We start from the raw sequence: 17,437 nt of genomic DNA, 5'->3' as shown, positions 1-17,437 counted from the left end.
AATTTAATATTGAACCTTCACGCCTGGAAAATGAAGTCTTCTTCCGAAAATTAATTAAATTGAAGTTGACATTTCTCCCTTTTTGAAATAATATTTTTCTTATCAAGTAGTTAGGAGATTTTCAATTATGAAATGTATTAATTCTTCCGACATCTTAGCTCGTTGGCAAAGCCGATAATTCAGGTTTATCCGGGATGGATATGGCCTGAAAAGGATCATATCCGTGTCGGCTTATTAAACGAGAAATAATTTACATTAAATGAAAAGCCCACATGGATTTTCAAATACATGTGGGTTTTGTCATCTCAAGGCAGCCCTTTTGCAAGGACTGTCTTATTTTTTTAGGGGGAAACATCATGAAACATACTAAGAGGTTGTATGGAACGTTAATTTTCTTATTTGCTTTTCTTGTCTTTGCGTTTTTCTACGTTGGACATGCTCAGAATTCGCAAAAAAATAAAATTCCTAAAGTCGGCGTGTTGCAGCTGCTCTCGCATCCAGCTTTAGACCAGATCAACAAAGGTTTGGATGATACATTAGCTAAGCATGGTTATAAGAATGGTAAAAACATTCAAATCATTTTTCAAAATGCTCAAGGTGATCAAAGCAATTTACGAACGATCAGTAAGCAATTCGTCCAAGACAATGTTGATGTTGCAGTTGGTATTGCTACACCATCAGTTCAATCATTTAAAAATGCTACTTCAACTATTCCTATCGTCATGGGTGCCGTCACTGACCCTAAGGGATTTGGGATTGTGCCTTCCAACACTCATCCAGGTGGCAATATCACCGGTGTTTCTGATCAAGCTCCGTTAGATGATCAATTGAAATTGATGAAACAAATCATGCCAAACATGAAACGTTTGGGTATTATTTACACTTCTAGTGATATGTCAGCTACGACTGAATCTAAGAAGATGAAAAAACTAGCTCAAGCAAATGGTTTGCAAGTATCAGTCTCAAGTATTAGTAATATCAACGACTTGGAACAAGTCTCGACCAATCTTTCACAAAAAGTCGATGCGATCTTTATTCCAACCGATAACACGATTGCTAGTGGTATGAAACTTCTCTCAGGTATCGCTGCTAAAGAAAATGTCCCTATCTTCCCTGCTGCTGAAACAATGGTCAAAGATGGCGGTTTAGCAACTATGGGGCTGAGTCAATATGAACTTGGTCAAAAAGCTGGTGAAGATGTCGTTAAAATCTTACAACATAAAGCCAAACCAGCCGATATGCCGGTAACATTCATCAAAAAGGGTCATTTGATTATCAATCAAAAAATGGCTCGGAAACTAAATATCACCATCCCGCAATCAATCGTTGATAAGGCTCAAAAGGAAGGAAGGATCATCAAATGAACTTAATCGTCTCAACTATTAGCCAAGGCTTGATCTGGGCTGTAATGGCCATCGGGCTCTTCATTACTTTTCGCATTTTAGATTTCCCTGATATGACGGTTGAAGGTAGCTTTCCATTAGGAGCTGTCACAACAGTTATGTTCATCCAAAGTGGTATGAACCCTGAACTGGCTATGTTGATAGCCTTTATCTTCGGTAACTTAGCTGGATTTGCTACGGCCTTCATGTATGCCAAAATGCATATCCCTATCTTGTTAGCTGGTATCTTAACCATGACTGGTTTGTACTCAGTCAACTTAAGAATTCTTGGTAAGGCCAATATGTCATTGACGAAACCAGATAATATTTTCAATCAATTCGGACTCGATAAATTACCAACTAACTTCAACGGTATTTTCTTAGGTATCATCTTACTGGCAATCATCACTTTCTTATTGACAGTCTTTTTAAACACTGAAAAAGGTCAAGCTGTTATCGCTACTGGTGATAATGAAACTATGGCTGCTTCAATGGGTATCAATACCACTGTTATGAAGTTTATTGGTTTGATGGTTTCCAACGGGATCGTTGCCTTGACTGGTGGCTTGATTGCTCAGCAGAATGGCTTTGCTGACGTTAACATGGGGATCGGATCCATTGTTATAGGCTTGTCTGCCATCATTATTGGAGAAGTGATTTATCCTGATGTACCGTTGAGCATTCGTTTGATCACGGTCATTATTGGTAGTATCGTCTATCGTTTGATTTTAATGATCGTGCTCCAATTAGGTTTCAATACCAACGATTTGAAACTTATTTCGGCAATCATTTTAGCCTTGTGCTTGGCTCTGCCTAGCATTCGTGCTGAATTCTTTAAAGTCTTTAGAGATGGGGTAAAAACTAAATGAAACCAATCATGGAATTAGACAATGTTGAAAAGACTATCTACAATGATGATGCTACGCTCAACATTTTGGATGGGATCAATTTAAAGATTTATCCCCAAGATTTTATTGTTGTGCTGGGAACGAATGGTGCTGGTAAATCGACTTTGTTAGATGCCATCACTGGTGCAAATAAGGTAACAGCTGGGAAAATTTTGTTGAACGATAAGGATATCACGACCGAGAATTTAGCTAAAAGAGCTCAATTTATCAGCCGGGTCTATCAGGATCCTAAACTTGGCACTTCGCCACGGATGACAGTAGCAGAAAATTTATTATTGGCTGAACGGCGTGGTTTGCCGAGACGTTTGCGTTCACGACGTTTGAAGGAACATATGCCTGAATTCAAAGAATTTATTTCTAGTATGCCTACTTTGGACAATCGTTTGAATACTTTTACAGAAAAACTCTCTGGTGGTCAACGTCAAACTTTGAGTTTTTTGATGGCTATTATTCAAAAGCCTGAATTGCTTTTGCTTGATGAGCACACAGCTGCACTTGATCCGCAGACCTCAGCTGATTTGATGGCTGCTACTGATCGGACTATTAAGTCTAAAAAACTTACTTGTTTGATGGTTACTCATAACTTGTCTGAAGCTGTTGCCTATGGTAATCGTTTGATTGTTCTTAAGAAGGGTAAGATTATTCTTGATTTGAACACTGAACAGAAGGCTAAACTTAAAGAAGAGGATTTACTGGAATATTTCTAATTTTTTGTCGGGAGCTTGGATATTTTTATCCAGCTCCTTTTTTGTTTGGCGGTGGATGTCGGCTCCGAAGCAAAATCGATTTTGCTTCTCCGCCTGAATTTCAATTCATTGCAGCTCTGTTCAATAAAATTAAATTTTATTAATAAGTCTGACTATAAAAATATAGTCAGGCATATTTTTCTCAGTAAGTTCTCTATGATTTTAAAAAACCATATCCAAAATTTGCGATGAGCGACTACCGTTTAAAAAAAAGGTTTAAACTAAGTAGATATTTCACATTATTAAAAGCAAATGCGATATAGAAGTACTATCATACCAGACTTGAGCACAGCATATTACTGTTAAAGAGATTTCATTTTAGGCTGTTAAATATTCAAACCAAGCAAAAAAAACAGCAATGCTTGGTTCAAAAACGGTAGTCGCTCTTCGCAAAAATCTCCCGCTGAATCTGAATAGTTTCAGCGGGAGATTTTTTTGTTATTCGGTTGTAACTTCTATTAATTTTCCATTCTTTAATTCTAGTATTCTTTGACATAGTGCTAATGAGCTGTGTCTGTGGGTCACTAATACTACTGTGCCTTGGTAATGCTGTTTTACTGTTCTTAGGATCAAGGCTTCGTTTACTACGTCTAGGTTGCTAGTTGGTTCATCTAAGATTAGTAGTGAGCTCTTTCTTACTAGTGCTCTGGCCAACTCTAGACGTTGTATTTCCCCGGCTGACAATAATGGTATTTCTTTTGATATTTTGGTACTTAATTCATCACCGAAGGCTTTTATGGTTGAACTTAGATCTAGCCAATCTAGTACCTGCCAAATTTGTTCATCGGTGATGTTTTTGTCCCTTAATGTGATGTTTTCGCGGATACTAGCATCAAAAATCTGGGCAGTTTGGGGAACATAGCTGATAGTTTGTCGCAAACTAGCAAGTTGATATTGCTTGGCATCATTTTCGTTTACTTCAACGATACCAGATTGTGCTTCATACCAGCGCATGACTAATTTCATGATAGTGCTTTTCCCTGCACCACTTGGCCCAATTAGACCAATTCTTTCACCGGGCTTTACTTCCAAATTGGTCTTTTGGAGAATCTGGTCATCTGATCGTTCTGGATAAGCAAATGTGACATCTTTTAGTCCAAAATTTTCGACGTTATCGATTGCTTGCGTGCCGGTATCTTCGACGACTGGTTTTTCATCCAGAAGTTGGAAAACGTGCTTAGCTGCTAGTAATCCGCCGGCTAATGAACCTGGCAAGTTCCCGAGATCCAGTACCCTGCTGAACGTAAATGGAAATACTAGTGCCCAAACTAGTGGCGTGTTGGTCAATGCAACTACTGCGATGAACAATGCCAAACTGATTACCATTGTTAACTGCATCAACAAGGCATTTCTAACTTGACCAGTACTCCGACTTCTATTCAATTGCCAATACTTTTTACTAGTCGCATTTAGTTGATTCAAGTGGGATTCGACGGCTTGATATTGTTGTAACTCTGATTTCCCATTGATTGAATCGGCCATCAATCTTTGCTCCTTTAAATCGGTCTGATTTAAATCATCAGTCAAGCCAGTTAAATTCCTTTGACTGAGAATTGGAAAAACTGCCCCGATGAGTAAATAAGAAATTAAGGCAATCACTCCTAAGAATGGTTGTTCCAACCAGAATAGGACTACAAAAATGACTGAGGTCAAAAATCCGACGATTACTGGTGCAAGTGTATGGGCATAAAAGACCTCTATTTGGTCGATATCTTGCGCCAAAAGTTTTAGAATGTCACTACTTCTAGTCTCATCTAACTTTGCTGGTGCTAACTTGAGGATTTTTTGATAGACCATATTTCTCATATTTGCGAGGATCTTGAAGGCTGCTAAATGTCCTAAATATTGTTCAGCAAATCTGGCGAAACCAGCTATCAATGCTAATCCAATAATCCACAGCCATAGTCCTGAAATCTGTTGAAATAAGGCATTAAATCCTTGCCATAACAAGCCTATCTGAAAGAAAGTCGCAATCAGGCCCATCAAGATACTTGCTAACAGGATTCCATTCAAATGACCAGCTGTTTTCAATAATCTAGTAAGTAATTTCATTTTAAACCGGCCTCCTTTAGCAAAGTCTCTTGTTCTGAAACTAGCTGCTTAAACTTAGGAACATTCTGTTGCAAACTATCAAAGTCACCCATAACTAGTTTCTGTTGGTTGATCAAGTACAATTTTGAAAGCTGCCGAAGATCGGCCAAACGATGTGTTATCAACAAGACTATTTTATCTTTGGCTAAATGTTTGATCACATCCAAAATCATGTCAGCATTCTCAGGATCAATGTTTGAGGTTACCTCATCAAAAATAAAGACATCTTTATCACTCAAAATAGCCCGAGCCACTGCAATCTGTTGACGTTGCCCGGGAGACAGCTGAGCTCCATTCTCGCCGACTGGAGTCTTAAATCCTTTTGGTAAATCATTTACAAATTGACAAAGTTTCAAGTCAATTAAACGTTGTTGCCAATTTGGAAATTGAGATCCCAGTAATAGATTATCTTCGATTGTTCCATCAAATAAGACAGTGGTTGGACCTAGGTAGCCAACGTGCTTGAACCAAGAAAGTGGATCAATTTTATTTAAGTTGGTCTCATCATTTAACTTGATCTGACCAGAAAGCAACGAAATTTGTTGCATCATAGTCTTTGCCAAAGTACTCTTACCACTTCCACTAGGACCAGTTAAACCAACGAGTTCCCCTGGCACCAAGGTCATTTCATTAATTGAGAATAGTGTCTGATGATAACCAAATTCACCACTAAAATCTATCTTATTAACCTTGGAGATTTGATTTGACTTAGAAGAATCCATCTCAGTAGCATCATCGATCACTGTAAACAAGTGTTTGATCTTAGGCAAAGTCGAAACAAAAACATGAATGAAATATCCGAACTTACGAAAATCGATCAACCAAATTGCAGTCAACGTACTCAGACCAATAGCTGACGTCAGCGTTAAAGAACCAGCTATCACCGCATGACCTTGAGCTAAAAGGAAGAAACCAATTGTCCCATAAAGGCAAAAGTCCATAATGGTCAATGATTGCAATTGATATTCCAAAACGCCCATCGTTTTTTGGCGGAAATTCTCGGAATCATTTTTGAAGTCCTTGGCATAATGATGTTGACGACCATTCATGATCAAGGTCGACATCCCTAAAAAATCATCTAAAAATCGTTGGCCCATGTGATTAAAACTCTTAATATAGGCCAAATTGGTTTTATCGCCTAAGCCTTGGAGCATCCCCATGCCCATGCCCAGCAATAAAATCCCCGCAACTGGAATCAGCAACGATATCGGATGGATTACCAGAGTGACCACGATCACGACTACTCCAGTCAAAATCAACTGCAAAATAGTCGGAATGATCGTATCGAAGAAAATCGCTACACTTTTTAAAGTCCGTAGATCCTGATGCAATATCAACATCACATCTGACGAAGAATCCGATGACTTCAAATAAGCATTCAAATAACGGTCCTGCAAGTCCCGACTAGCAGCCACCGCCCAACCATTTTTGTTGATTTTGCGGATAGCCAACAAATAAATCAACGTTACTAAAAGTTGTAGGCCAATTATCCAATACCAAATCGGATTGACCTTATCGAGCAAGATCCACTGAGATCCAGCCCAAACAATTGAAACTACTAATAATTCACTGAGCCATTGCCCCAGCAACTGGACCCACATCTTCCAACGCTCAGTCTTACCCAGATTCCATAATCTTTTAACCATACCCACGCCTCTAATCCATCTAATTAATAATGAGAAAATCATTTATCTAATTATAAGCCAAATGAAATACCAATGTCGAAAAGGTTTTCAGAACTGATTAATTATGAAAGTCCAACCCAGGCGGAAGGGAAAAACAGATTGGGCTAAGTGGTGAAATTGTTCTTAGTGAGCGAAGCGAGCTTAGAACAAGGCCGAGCTTGAAGACTCCCAAAGGGAGGCTCCAAGTCGTGCCCACCACGTTCCAGCCCAAATCTGTTTTTCACTGGAGCCGGCATCCACCACCAATCAAAAAATTAGAAACCAACATAATTTTTCAGAAAATAACCGTCAAAACCCTGAAACAAAGCAAAATAAAAATTAGAATAAAGATTAAAAAATACTTGTATTTTCTCAGATAAGAGAGTACCGTGTTATTAATTCCCCAGCAACGAACATAAGGGAAAAAACAAGCGAATCAGAAAGGAAGAAAGCATATGAACGTCGGACTAGTCGGCGTTACCGGTTACTCTGGTAGCGTACTTTATGAACTACTACTACGACACCCTAACGTAGACCACATCAATTTGTACGGACACGCACAAAAGGCAGCACAATCTTTAGCAAAGGTACTACCAAAACTGCGACGAAGCGACGACATTTTGCCTTACGACCCTGCTGATATCATGAAAAATAATCAAATGGTCTTTTTCGCCACCTCTGCAGGTGTGACCACCGAGTTAGCCAAACCATTTATCGATGCTAACTTTCCCGTGATCGACCTGGCCGGAGATTATCGATTGAAAAACCGTGACGTTTACCATAAATGGTACAAAAAAGATGCTCCCACGCAGGAGTATCTCAACCAGTCACATTACGGATTGACCGATTTTACTAGTTCCAAAGGTTCAACTTACGTTGCCAACCCTGGATGCTATGCCACCACAACCATTTTGGCATTAGCTCCACTAGTACAAAATCACCTGATCGACCCTAGTTCAATCATCGTGGACGCCAAATCTGGTACGTCCGGTGCGGGAAAGAAATTGACTGAATTGACACATTTCAGTCAAACCAATGAAAATCTGCAACTGTATAAGGTAAATCAACATCAACATATTCCTGAAATTGTTCAACAATTAAAAGAATGGGACGAAGACGTACCTTATATTCAGTTCACAACAACATTATTACCACTGACACGTGGGATCATGGCCAGTTGCTACGCAAAGGCAAAACCTGGAATAACTGAAGAGGACGTACGGAAAGCTTTTGTCCGAACATATTCAGATGACACCTTTGTAAATGCTACTGAAGGAGTATTCCCAACTTTAAAACAAGTTGTCGGAACTAACTTCTGTGACATAGGTTATCAATTAAACCCTGTTACCCATCAAATCTTTATCGTCAGTGTTATTGATAACCTCCTAAAAGGTGCAGCTGGACAAGCTATCCAAAACTTGAATCAAATGTTTGATTTGAAAGCGGATGCAGGCTTGGATCTCAGTCCTGTATTACCGTAATTTAGGGGGATTTTTTTATGCAAACATCTTCAGACGACGCAACTGCGTTCAAAACAATTCCATTCACTTGGCCTAAGGGTTACAAGTCAGATGGAGTCCACGCCGGATTGCGCCAAGATAAGAAAGATATGGGTTGGATCTACTCAGAAGTACCCGCCCAAGCAGCTGGAACTTACACAACCAACCAATTTCAAGCTGCACCAACCAAATTGACCAAAAAGCTGATCAATCAAGACCACCAATTGCAGGCAGTTATCATGAATTCAGCCAATGCCAATTCAGTCACCGGTGACCAAGGTGACAAAGATGCCATCAAGACGACTCAACTAGTCGCCGACAAATTGAATATCGACCAAAACTTAGTCGGCGTGGCTTCCACCGGAGTGATCGGCGAACCATTACCAATGGATATCATCACCAAAGGTATCGAACAACTTAAATTGACCGATAACCACGATGTCACCAGCGCCATTTTAACGACCGACAAACATCCCAAGACAGTTTCGACCCAAGTCCAAATCTTTGGGAAAACAGTTACTATCAGTGGATTCTGTAAAGGTTCGGGCATGATTCATCCCAATATGGCTACCATGTTAGGATTTGTGCTCACCGACGCATCTGTCGCCAGCGGGCTGCTTCAACCGATGCTCAGCCAAGAAGTCGATAAAACTTTCAATCAGATCACCGTTGATGGTGATACATCAACTAATGACATGGTCGTGACGATGGCTAATGGGGAAGCTGATAATCAAGAATTAACTACCGATAGCCCTGACTATCCTGCTTTTGTTCAAGCTTTCAATTATGTATTAAGTACTTTGGCACAAGATATCGCCGCCGACGGAGAAGGCTCAACAAAATTAGTCGAAGTCAACGTTAAAAATGCTGCCAATAGTGACGATGGTCAAAAAGTAGCCAAAGCTATCGTTGGTTCTAACTTAGTCAAAACGGCCATTTTCGGCCAAGATGCCAATTGGGGACGGATCATTGCTGCGATTGGACAGACGAATGCCAAAGTTGACTTGAATCATACATCGATCTGGCTGAATGATTTAGCATTAGTCAAAAACAGTGCTTCCGCTCACTTTGATGAAGCTGTTATGAAACAAGCTTTAGCTCAAGACAAGATCACCATTTTAGTCGATTTGAATGTCGGCGATGCCACTGGGCAGGCTTGGGGCTGTGACCTCACTTATAGTTACGTCCGAATCAATGCTTCGTACCGGAGCTAAGTAGTTCAACTAATTTTAAGTATGAGGTGGAAATAATAATGAAGGAAACAATCGTCATAAAAATCGGTGGCAACGCGAGTGACCAACTGCCTGCTACCTTTTTCAAACAATTAAAAGTCTGGTGGCAACAAGGAAAACAAATCTTGATTGTCCACGGTGGTGGTCCGCAAATTTCTGAATGGAGTCAAAAGCTTCATCTGAAGGTTAAAAAGATCGATGGCATTCGGGTGACTGACCAAGGTACTTTGAACGTCACAAAGGCAGTTTTACTCGGTCTTGTTCAACCCAAACTTTGTCAATTCATTGCTAACGCCGGTCTTCCAGTTATCGGTATGAATGCCTCCGATAATAACTTGTTACAGGGTGAATATTTGAATCACCAAGAATACGGCGAAGTCGGTCAGGTGACCCAAATCAATAAGCAATGGCTCAACGAGGAATTACAAGACCACATCGGTATCCTTGCTCCCCTAGCTCAAACATCTGATGGAGCTTGGCTCAATGTCAACGCTGATATGGCGGCGGCTACAATTGCCATTCAATTAGGAGCTGAATCATTAGTCCTTCTGACTGACGTCCCTGGTGTCTTAAATTCTGGTAAAGTCGTACCACAATTGACTGAACCAGTTGCCAATAAATTATTCCAAAACGATATTATCAATTCCGGGATGATGCCCAAGATTCAAGCATCATTCACTGCTTTAAAAAACGGCGTCGACCAAACTTTCATCACCAATGATCTTGGTCGACCGGGAACACAATTTCAGTAAACATAAAAAATTTGGAGGTCAACTATGAAACATGTATTCCCAACTTACTCACGTTTTCCTTTCGACTTGGTCGAAGGACACGACGTTTATTTAACTGATGACCAGCAGAACACCTATCTCGATTTTACGAGCGGAATCGGCGTTTGCAGCTTTGGTTACAGCAACAAAATCATTCAAGACAAAGTCAGCGACCAACTAAAAAAAGTTTGGCACACATCTAATTTGTATGAAAACCAATTACAAGACAAAGTAGCTGGTCAACTTTGCAATGATGACCAACTAGCTTTCTTCTGTAATTCTGGTACCGAGGCCAACGAGGCGGCTTTTAAATTGGCTCGTAAATACACCGGCAAGACAACGGTCTTAGCTTTCAACAATGGTTTTCACGGTCGGACTTATGGCTCAATGTCACTAACTGGTAACCCTGACATTCAAAAAGGTTTTGAACCACTAGTACCCGATGTCGAATTTGCTAATTATAATGATGAAAAAGCCATCGATTTGATTGATTCTAACCTTGCCGCAGTTATCTTAGAAGTCATTCAAGGTGAAGGTGGCGTAGTCGTTGGCGATAAAGAGTGGCTACAAAAAGTTCAAGCAGCCTGTCACGAAAATCAAGTTTTATTGATCATCGATGAAGTTCAAACTGGTATTGGTCGGACTGGTAGCAAATTTGCTTTTGAGCAATTCGACTTACAACCTGATATCATCACCTCTGCTAAAGCTTTAGGAAACGGTACGCCAATCGGTGCCATGATCGGTAATAAAGAATTGGCTAGTGCATTTGGACCAGGAACTCACGGAACAACCTTTGGAGGTAACAAGCTCTCAATGGCTGCGGCGAATGGAGTTCTGGAACAACTCACTCCGGATTTCTTAGAATCTGTTCAAAGTAAAGCTGAATTTCTTTGGGATCAATTGAACGAAAAAATAAAACCATTCGACAAAGTTACTAGTATCAGCGGTTTAGGCTTCATGGTCGGGATCCATTTAATCGACGATGTTGCCGTAAGTGACGTCATATCTGAATTGCACAAGCAATGTCTTTTGACCCTATCAGCCAAGCACAATACTTTACGTTTGCTCCCTCCTTTAATTATGGATGAGAAAAACTTAGAAAAAGGCGTTGAGCTGATTCTAGAAGTTCTCACTAAATAACGCAATTTATGCGAAATTATTTTCTACTTTTTTTAAAGATGGAATTACTCTATAATTGTAGTATAAAATGGTTAATGAAAATGTTTTCGAAAGGAAGTCGATTGTATGGTAGAGATTTTAAAATGGGATCATACAATAATTGATGTTAACGACATTAATACTGCAATTAGAAAATTTTCTGATCTGGGAATGATTTTTCATTACGGTGGTAAACATGAACAATGGGGGACCGAGAACGCCGTCGGTTATTTTGGACTCAATTATATCGAATTGATGAGCGTCTACGACAACGAGTTAGCTAATAAGGTCGTCCGTGATGGTGCTACTTCGATTTATGACTGCATCCGCAACCTACCCGCTCAACACGTCAACACACTGGGATTTCGGACCAACGATATTAAAACCGTTCATGAGCGACTACTCTCACAAAATTTCCCGGTCGAAGATATCCAAACTGGTCAAAGAAAAGAACCAGATGGCAATTTAATTACTTGGAAAATCTTCTTCGTCAGAAATAAGTTTTTCAACGTTGCTTATCCCTATGTAGTGCAATGGAACGAACCGGATTATATCCGGAAGGAAAGTTTGATCAAGAAACAATTGTTAGTCGACCATCCGCAAAAAGGTATCACGGTGAAACAGGCAATCTATCATGTCACCAATCCCGAAATGGTCGCAATTAAATTTGGTCAGTTTATCGGCATCAATCCAGTTCGCAATGGAAATGATTTCGTGATTGACTTTGGAGTTAAACAAATTGTTTTCACATCAGGAATGGAAAATCACATTACAGATCTAGTTTTTAGCGATTCTGGTACTCTAGCTGGAAAAGTCTTTCAACTGGGCGATGCTAAACTACAATTTGAATAAAAAAACGTCTTGTGTATCAGATAAAATCTGACATATTAAGACGTTTTTTTATTACTATCAATATTTTTGTTGAATTGTATAATCATGGTGTTACTATATAAGTAACAGCTAACTATTGGAGGTATTTATTTATGAAATATGCAATCACGGGATCAACCGGTAAATTTGGACAAACAGCTATCAAGACTCTTTTAAATAAGGTCGATGCGAGTGAGATTGTTGCTTTAGCTAGAAACAAAGCTAAAGCTGAAAAATTGCTCCCAGCTGGCATCGAGATTCGTAACGGTTCTTACGAAAACGTTGAAGATTTAACGGAATCACTCAAAGGGATCGATAAATTGCTTTTTATTTCATCGATACCCGGTCAAAATACGCCTCGCCTAGTCCAACATACAAATGTTGTTCGCGCTGCAACTGAAGCTGGCGTTAAATTCATCGCCTATACTAGTTTTCCTCAAGCTGACAAAGCTGCTGCCCCATTGGCACAAGATCACAAGCAAACTGAAAAATTGATCAAAAATTCAGGAATAAAGTATTCATTCTTAAGGAATAATTGGTACATTAAAAACGAAGCCAACTATTTAGACGCTGGTAAACAAAATCAACCATTCGTTTATTCTGCTGGTGATGGTCGAGTTGGTTGGACTTTGGAACGCGAATATGCTGAAGCTGCTGCCAAAGTTCTTTTACTAACTGATCCGAAAAACATTTATGAATTTGCTGGTAAATCAGCCACTTATGCTGATTTAGCCACAGCTGTTCAAAAAGCTACTGGCAACGACTTTGAAGTTAAATCGGTCACTGACGATGAGTATCGAAAAGTGTTACAATCAGAAAATCTTGACCAAAATATCATTGATATGATGATCAGCTTCCAAGATATGATCAAGAACAACACTTTAGCTGAAGATACAAATGACTTGGAGGACGTCTTAGGTCATCCCTTACCAAGTCTTGAAGAAGCTGCTAAAGAAGCAATCTCAAAACTTTAGAACCTGGTGAAACTATGAAATATTCCCATAAATTAAGTGATGCTGTGCACATCCTGGCTTATGTCGACATCTTTAAGGGTGGTGACCTATCCAGCAGGGCAATCGCTGACAGTATCGAATCTAATCCTAGCTTAATCAGGCGCCTAATGTCGATGCTCTCAAAAGCTGGTTTATTGACGACTCAAAGTGGTTCGGTCTCGCCGAAGTTAAGCCGCCCTGCTGCAAATATTTCTTTACTGAATATTTATCAGGCATTGGACGATTCAACTACACTTTTACATGTTGATGACAAGACCAATCTTAATTGTCCAGTCGGTCGCAATATCCAACAAACCTTGGACCAGGCGTATCAACAAGTGCAGACCGCTTCTGAAAATAGCATGGCTCAAATCACACTACAAGGCATCATCGACGATATCGTCGAGCGTGAAGCACAACGAAATTAAACCCGAGAAAATTTTTCTCAAAAATAACCGCAATCAGGATTCAATCTGGTTGCGGTTATTTGCATTTAAATTTGTTTTTCGAGACTGATCATTTCGAGGATTCCTGAAGCACATTCGGCACCTTTGTTGCCGGATTTTCCGCCGGCACGGTTCATGGCCTGATCCATGTCATTAGTGGTTAAGACACCATACATGACTGGAACATCCCCATGGAGAGAGACGTCAGCGATTCCATTAGCTGACTCGGCACAGACATAGTCAAAATGGGCAGTTTCTCCACGAACGACGGCACCCAAAGCGATGATGCCATCGACTTTCCCACTATCGGACAACTTTTTGGTGATCCGAGGTATCTCAACTGCTCCTGGTACCCACAAGGTTGTTATATCGTCTGGTTGAACATCATATTTTTGTAATTCATTGACTGCTCCATCGAGCAATTTTTTAGTTACTAATTCGTTGAATTGAGCTACGACGATACCAATTTTTAGTCCTGAACCATTAATTTTTCCACGTAATTCTGCCATCTTAATTTACCTCTCTCAACAAATGATGAAATTTCATTTTTTTAGTTTCTAAATATTTGATGTTTTCTTTAGTAGGACGAGTTTCCAACGGTACTCGTTGGTCGACATCGATACCTAATTCAGTCAATTTTGCTACTTTATCAGGATTATTCGTCATCAAATCAACACTCTCGATGTTTTCATGCTTCAAAATTGCAGCTGCAATACCATATTCGCGTTGGTCCGGTTTGAAACCTAATTTCACGTTAGCTTCAACCGTATCATAGCCTTGTTCTTGCAATTCGTAAGCCTTTAATTTGTTAGCTAAGCCAATTCCACGACCCTCTTGACGCAAGTATAGAACGGCTCCTGAACCAGTCTCTGCGATTCTCTTAAGTGATGTTTGTAATTGTTCACCACAGTCGCAGCGTTTCGAACCAAAGACATCTCCTGTCAGGCATTCGGAATGCATCCGAAATAAAATCGGTTGTTTTGTGATGTCACCTTTGTAAATAAATAAGGTAGGCTCATCTGTCTTATTGATCTGAAAAGCCTTCATCTTGAAATCACCGTATCTCGTTGGCAATTTAACTTCAGCAATCTGGTCAATGAATGATTGATCTTGCATGTAACGATATTTGATGATGTCTTCAATCGTGATCAACTGCAAATCGTTCTCTTCTGCGATCACCCGAAGGTCCTTCAATCTAGCCATTGTTCCATCTTTTTTGACAACTTCACAAATGTAAGCCACTGGATCACAACCGGCTAATTTAGCAAGGTCAACCGAAGCTTCAGTGTGACCAGTCCGCTCAAAAACTCCATTATCGGCCGCAATCAATGGAAAAACATGCCCTGGATGATAAAAGTCGTCATAAGTACTCTTAGGATCAGCTAATTGTTGAATCGTTTTTGCTCTGTCGAAAGCTGAGATCCCAGTAGTAGTTGATTTAGCGTCAGTACTGATAGTGAAAGCTGTGCCAAAGGCGTCTTCTCCATTAGGCACCATCTTCGATAAATGCAAATGGTCAGCATAGTCGCGTGTCATTGGTGCACACAGCAAACAACGAGCATGAGTGATCATTTTGTTAACTGTCTCCCCAGTAGCAAAATCAGCCAGACCGACCATATCCCCTTCGGACTCACGTTCAGGCGAGTCGGTGACGATGATTAAATTACCTTTTTTTAATTCTGTCAGTGCGTTTTCTACTTTTGTTAAGATCTCTTGACTAGTCATGTTGATATTCCTCCACTTTCGAGTCCAAAATGTATTTTCCTAAGATGTCTGTTTCAATGTTGACTTGATTGCCTGTTTTTAATTCTCCTAAGATCGTCTCTTGCAAGGTAAATGGGATCAGTGATACTTGAAAACCTGTATCTGTGACGCCTGAAACGGTCAAGCTAACACCGTCGATAGCGACCGAGCCTTTTTCAACGATGTAGCGACGATATTTAGGTTCAAGTTCAAAGCTCAAAACCACCGAGTTTTGATCAGATACAACATTGGTTACTTCAGCAGTCGTATCGACGTGTCCTAGAACAAAATGTCCATCTAATTTGTCATTAACAGCCAGTGCTGGTTCAATATTGACGTGATCACCAACTTGCAGTGAGCCTAAATTCGTTCGCCGAAATGTTTCCGGCATAGCTTCAACTTTGAATCCTTGTTCGATCAAGGAGATGACTGTTAAGCAAGTCCCATTGATCGCGATACTGTCTCCGAGAGCAATTTTTTTATTCTTTAAATTATTTAATTTGATAGCCAGTTGAAAGGTCTCACCTTTTGGCGTGATCTCGTTCACTGTGCCAATGTCTTTGATTATTCCGGTAAACATTATTCAGCCTTCCTTAATTCAACTTTTAGATCAGATCCTAACTGGGTCAATTCTGGTTCAGTCAAAGCAATTGCCTGCGCCTGTGAATCAGTTGCGATAGCTGGTAAAGCATTGCCGCCAAAAATTTTTGGTGCTAAATAGACGACTACTTTGTCTAACAATTTAGCAGCTACAAAGTCTGCTTGAAGATGACTTCCACCTTCGACTAATAATGATTCAATATTTTTCTCAGCTAAGAATTTGACGATTTCTTTTGGTGTCCAATCACCGACCTCAACGTGGACTTGGTCAGGAAATTGTTTGGTGGCTGCTTGTTTGCTCAGCAAATAAATTTCTGAACTAGTATCTTGAAATATTTTCATATCGGTGGATATTTCATCGGCAGAATCGACTACAACGACTCGGATCAGTGGAAAATCCATTTTTTTAATTCGAACGGTCAATTGTGGATCATCGACTTTTAAGGTGTGTTCACCAATCAAAATTGCTTGGTTCTCTGAACGTAATTTTTGAGCGTCCTGGTAAGCTGTTTGGCCGGTAATGATTGAACGTTGACCATTTTTTTGATTGATCTTGCCATCCATGGTCATCGCATATTTCAAAGTGACGAGTGGACGCTTTTTTTGATAGTAAAAGTTATAAGATTCGTTGATTTCACTTTGACAATCCATATCCGTCACTTCGATTCCATGGTCTTTCAAATACTTGATACCGCGGCCACTGACGATTGGATTGGGATCGACTTCACCAATAAAAACTCTTGAGATTCCTACTTCGACTAGTTTTTGAACACATGGTGGCGTTTTGCCAAAATGTGAACAAGGTTCTAAGGTTACGTACATGTCGGCACCTTTGGCATCGGAAATGTTTTTCAAATGACTCAAAGTATTGATCTCGGCATGTGGACCTCCAAATTTTTCATGATGTCCTTTAGCTAATATCTGACCGTCTTTAACGATCACGGCACAAACTTTGGGATTGGTCCAGGTTGATTCTCCTTTCGCTGCTTCTGCAAATGCTATTTGCATGAAATTGTCTGTCTTCAAATCCTATTCACCCCACAAAAAAAGTCCCCGCATAAAAATGCGGGGCCACATTAAATAAGCCAAATAAGATTTCATACGAGAACGTCGGTAGCTTAAAGAAACTACCCCTATGGTATGAAATGATACTTTTTTTCTTCTCCCATCCAGACTTTACTGTCGGTCCCAGAATCTCACTGGGTCGACCGCTTACGCGGTTCACGGACTTCAACTTAAGTTGTTACCGTCGGTCGGGAATTACACCCTGCCCCGAAGAAATCTATTTAGTTTTCATGAAAAAGCATAGCACTGAACTTTTTATCTGACAAAAATT

Annotated in this window: 16 protein-coding genes and 1 riboswitch; of the genes, 10 read left to right on the top strand and 6 right to left on the bottom strand. The window is 40.0% G+C overall.

Annotated elements, in window-relative coordinates; genetic code table 11:
• Nucleotides 1–356: 356 nt before the first annotated feature.
• From trpX to FC27_RS04225, 3 genes are read left to right on the top strand one after another with little or no spacing between them, the layout of a single operon-like run.
• Nucleotides 357–1,364: a tryptophan ABC transporter substrate-binding protein gene (gene trpX / locus FC27_RS04235; protein WP_010625355.1), complete on the top strand. Its 1,008-nt coding sequence runs from the start codon at nt 357–359 to the stop codon at nt 1,362–1,364.
• Nucleotides 1,361–2,251, top strand: a complete 891-nt coding sequence (locus FC27_RS04230) for an ABC transporter permease (protein WP_010625356.1) — start codon at nt 1,361–1,363, stop codon at nt 2,249–2,251. Before trpX ends, FC27_RS04230 begins: the two co-directional genes overlap by 4 nt.
• The gene (locus FC27_RS04225; protein WP_010625357.1) at nt 2,248–2,997 is read left to right on the top strand and encodes an ABC transporter ATP-binding protein; all 750 of its coding nucleotides are present in this window, start codon (nt 2,248–2,250) and stop codon (nt 2,995–2,997) included. The genes FC27_RS04230 and FC27_RS04225 overlap by 4 nt, the downstream gene beginning before the upstream one ends.
• Nucleotides 2,998–3,474: 477 nt before the next feature.
• On the opposite strand, the gene FC27_RS04220 is transcribed toward FC27_RS04225, so the two are convergent.
• Together FC27_RS04220 and FC27_RS04215 are read right to left on the bottom strand one after the other, a co-directional pair.
• Nucleotides 3,475–5,088, bottom strand: a complete 1,614-nt coding sequence (locus tag FC27_RS04220) for an amino acid ABC transporter ATP-binding/permease protein (RefSeq protein WP_010625358.1) — start codon at nt 5,086–5,088, stop codon at nt 3,475–3,477.
• Complete coding sequence (locus FC27_RS04215) at nt 5,085–6,773, bottom strand: ATP-binding cassette domain-containing protein (RefSeq protein WP_010625359.1); 1,689 nt, start codon at nt 6,771–6,773, stop codon at nt 5,085–5,087. The genes FC27_RS04220 and FC27_RS04215 overlap by 4 nt, the downstream gene beginning before the upstream one ends.
• Nucleotides 6,774–7,246: 473 nt before the next feature.
• Here FC27_RS04215 and argC point away from each other — a divergent pair, with 473 nt between their 5' ends.
• The 7 genes from argC (at nt 7,247) to FC27_RS04180 (ending at nt 13,740) form a co-directional block, all read left to right on the top strand.
• A complete protein-coding gene (gene argC / locus FC27_RS04210) occupies nt 7,247–8,272 on the top strand; it encodes an N-acetyl-gamma-glutamyl-phosphate reductase (protein ID WP_010625360.1) in 1,026 nt (341 codons plus the stop codon).
• A gap of 17 nt (nt 8,273–8,289) precedes the next feature.
• The gene (gene argJ / locus FC27_RS04205) at nt 8,290–9,504 is read left to right on the top strand and encodes a bifunctional glutamate N-acetyltransferase/amino-acid acetyltransferase ArgJ (protein WP_010625361.1); all 1,215 of its coding nucleotides are present in this window, start codon (nt 8,290–8,292) and stop codon (nt 9,502–9,504) included.
• Between the two features lie 38 nt (nt 9,505–9,542).
• Complete coding sequence (argB, locus tag FC27_RS04200) at nt 9,543–10,274, top strand: acetylglutamate kinase (RefSeq protein WP_010625362.1); 732 nt, start codon at nt 9,543–9,545, stop codon at nt 10,272–10,274.
• 24 nt (nt 10,275–10,298) lie between these two features.
• Nucleotides 10,299–11,432, top strand: a complete 1,134-nt coding sequence (locus tag FC27_RS04195) for an acetylornithine transaminase (protein WP_010625363.1) — start codon at nt 10,299–10,301, stop codon at nt 11,430–11,432.
• A 105-nt stretch (nt 11,433–11,537) separates the two neighbouring features.
• A complete protein-coding gene (locus FC27_RS04190) occupies nt 11,538–12,302 on the top strand; it encodes a VOC family protein (protein ID WP_010625364.1) in 765 nt (254 codons plus the stop codon).
• Between the two features lie 131 nt (nt 12,303–12,433).
• A complete protein-coding gene (locus FC27_RS04185; RefSeq protein WP_010625365.1) occupies nt 12,434–13,294 on the top strand; it encodes an SDR family oxidoreductase in 861 nt (286 codons plus the stop codon).
• Nucleotides 13,295–13,308: 14 nt separating this feature from the next.
• Nucleotides 13,309–13,740 (top strand): Rrf2 family transcriptional regulator, encoded by a 432-nt coding sequence (locus tag FC27_RS04180; RefSeq protein ID WP_010625366.1) that lies wholly within the window; start codon nt 13,309–13,311, stop codon nt 13,738–13,740.
• Between the two features lie 65 nt (nt 13,741–13,805).
• On the opposite strand, the gene ribH is transcribed toward FC27_RS04180, so the two are convergent.
• Genes ribH through ribD form a run of 4 tightly spaced genes read right to left on the bottom strand, consistent with a single transcriptional unit; the run spans nt 13,806 to nt 17,127 of the window.
• A complete protein-coding gene (gene ribH, locus FC27_RS04175) occupies nt 13,806–14,267 on the bottom strand; it encodes a 6,7-dimethyl-8-ribityllumazine synthase (protein WP_010625367.1) in 462 nt (153 codons plus the stop codon).
• 1 nt (nt 14,268) lies between these two features.
• The gene (locus FC27_RS04170; RefSeq protein ID WP_010625368.1) at nt 14,269–15,483 is read right to left on the bottom strand and encodes a bifunctional 3,4-dihydroxy-2-butanone-4-phosphate synthase/GTP cyclohydrolase II; all 1,215 of its coding nucleotides are present in this window, start codon (nt 15,481–15,483) and stop codon (nt 14,269–14,271) included.
• Nucleotides 15,476–16,081: a riboflavin synthase gene (locus tag FC27_RS04165; protein ID WP_010625369.1), complete on the bottom strand. Its 606-nt coding sequence runs from the start codon at nt 16,079–16,081 to the stop codon at nt 15,476–15,478. The genes FC27_RS04170 and FC27_RS04165 overlap by 8 nt, the downstream gene beginning before the upstream one ends.
• A complete protein-coding gene (ribD, locus tag FC27_RS04160; protein ID WP_010625370.1) occupies nt 16,081–17,127 on the bottom strand; it encodes a bifunctional diaminohydroxyphosphoribosylaminopyrimidine deaminase/5-amino-6-(5-phosphoribosylamino)uracil reductase RibD in 1,047 nt (348 codons plus the stop codon). Before ribD ends, FC27_RS04165 begins: the two co-directional genes overlap by 1 nt.
• A 127-nt stretch (nt 17,128–17,254) precedes the next feature.
• A riboswitch (FMN riboswitch) is annotated at nt 17,255–17,385 on the bottom strand.
• Nucleotides 17,386–17,437: the final 52 nt, after the last annotated feature.

The sequence above is a fragment of the Companilactobacillus versmoldensis DSM 14857 = KCTC 3814 genome (genome assembly GCF_001434295.1).
In the GTDB taxonomy this organism is placed as follows: Bacteria; Bacillota; Bacilli; order Lactobacillales; family Lactobacillaceae; genus Companilactobacillus; species Companilactobacillus versmoldensis.
Note: the sequence above shows the minus strand (reverse complement) of the source record. Positions and strands in the feature narration are given on the sequence as shown.

Excerpts from the sequence above, each read along its gene's own strand:
- trpX (WP_010625355.1), top strand. The coding sequence starts at position 357 with ATGAAACATACTAAGAGGTTGTATGGAACGTTAATTTTCTTATTTGCT.
- FC27_RS04230 (WP_010625356.1), top strand. The coding sequence starts at position 1,361 with ATGAACTTAATCGTCTCAACTATTAGCCAAGGCTTGATCTGGGCTGTA.
- FC27_RS04225 (WP_010625357.1), top strand. The coding sequence starts at position 2,248 with ATGAAACCAATCATGGAATTAGACAATGTTGAAAAGACTATCTACAAT.
- FC27_RS04220 (WP_010625358.1), bottom strand. The coding sequence starts at position 5,088 with ATGAAATTACTTACTAGATTATTGAAAACAGCTGGTCATTTGAATGGA.
- FC27_RS04215 (WP_010625359.1), bottom strand. The coding sequence starts at position 6,773 with ATGGTTAAAAGATTATGGAATCTGGGTAAGACTGAGCGTTGGAAGATG.
- argC (WP_010625360.1), top strand. The coding sequence starts at position 7,247 with ATGAACGTCGGACTAGTCGGCGTTACCGGTTACTCTGGTAGCGTACTT.
- argJ (WP_010625361.1), top strand. The coding sequence starts at position 8,290 with ATGCAAACATCTTCAGACGACGCAACTGCGTTCAAAACAATTCCATTC.
- argB (WP_010625362.1), top strand. The coding sequence starts at position 9,543 with ATGAAGGAAACAATCGTCATAAAAATCGGTGGCAACGCGAGTGACCAA.
- FC27_RS04195 (WP_010625363.1), top strand. The coding sequence starts at position 10,299 with ATGAAACATGTATTCCCAACTTACTCACGTTTTCCTTTCGACTTGGTC.
- FC27_RS04190 (WP_010625364.1), top strand. The coding sequence starts at position 11,538 with ATGGTAGAGATTTTAAAATGGGATCATACAATAATTGATGTTAACGAC.
- FC27_RS04185 (WP_010625365.1), top strand. The coding sequence starts at position 12,434 with ATGAAATATGCAATCACGGGATCAACCGGTAAATTTGGACAAACAGCT.
- FC27_RS04180 (WP_010625366.1), top strand. The coding sequence starts at position 13,309 with ATGAAATATTCCCATAAATTAAGTGATGCTGTGCACATCCTGGCTTAT.
- ribH (WP_010625367.1), bottom strand. The coding sequence starts at position 14,267 with ATGGCAGAATTACGTGGAAAAATTAATGGTTCAGGACTAAAAATTGGT.
- FC27_RS04170 (WP_010625368.1), bottom strand. The coding sequence starts at position 15,483 with ATGACTAGTCAAGAGATCTTAACAAAAGTAGAAAACGCACTGACAGAA.
- FC27_RS04165 (WP_010625369.1), bottom strand. The coding sequence starts at position 16,081 with ATGTTTACCGGAATAATCAAAGACATTGGCACAGTGAACGAGATCACG.